Origin of the sequence: Bradyrhizobium uaiense (genome assembly GCF_010811875.1) — a bacterium.
GTDB lineage: Bacteria > Pseudomonadota > Alphaproteobacteria > Rhizobiales > Xanthobacteraceae > Bradyrhizobium > Bradyrhizobium uaiense.
Genome location: NZ_VKHP01000562.1, coordinates 1 through 594, shown reverse-complemented (window position 1 = coordinate 594; position 594 = coordinate 1). Strand labels below are relative to the sequence as shown.

1 protein-coding gene is annotated in these 594 nt (G+C 62.5%); it reads left to right on the top strand.

What is annotated here, in order from left to right; all coding sequences use genetic code 11:
• Nucleotides 1-433 precede the first annotated feature (433 nt).
• Nucleotides 434-594 (top strand): DUF736 domain-containing protein (locus FNJ47_RS46485; protein WP_163163518.1); only part of this gene is annotated, 161 nt, incomplete at its 3' end.

Sequence of the window (594 nt, the reverse complement as noted above, 5' to 3'; positions counted from 1 at the left end):
CCGATCTCGGCCCGGCCCACCTCGTGGCTTGGCACGGTCAGTCGTTCTCGATTGTTCTCTCATGACGACACCGCCCTTTGCGGCAGGTTGTTTCTCTTTGTTCGCCGAGTCGTTCCAACCTCTTGTGCAGCCCAACCGAGATTTGCCAAGTCTTCTCCCGAGCCTGCGATCCAGCCCGCGGACGCACGTGGCCTCTTAGATGGCTTGATCTGGCCGAAGACCGGCTCCGCCTCGATCGTCTGAGCCGCAACGCCGTTGATGCGACTTTCTTCCCCTGGGCTTCGCCCATTCCTCGCGAGCCAAGAAAGTCGCCACAACGGCGTCCTCCGCTGCGCTCCGGCCCGCAAGGGGTGCGTCGCCGATCGTCCTCGGCCTTCAGATCGCCATCGAGGCCGCGGTGGTCGCGGGCTCGAAATACAACAGGAGAAGTGACATGGCTAACATCGGTACTTTCAAGAAGGTGGGCAACGATTTCCAGGGCGAGATTGTCACCCTGAGCCTGCAAGCCAAGGGCGTCCGTATCGTCGCCGAGACCAACCGCTCCAACGACAACGCTCCGAGCCACCGCATCTACGTGGGCCGGGCCGAGATCGG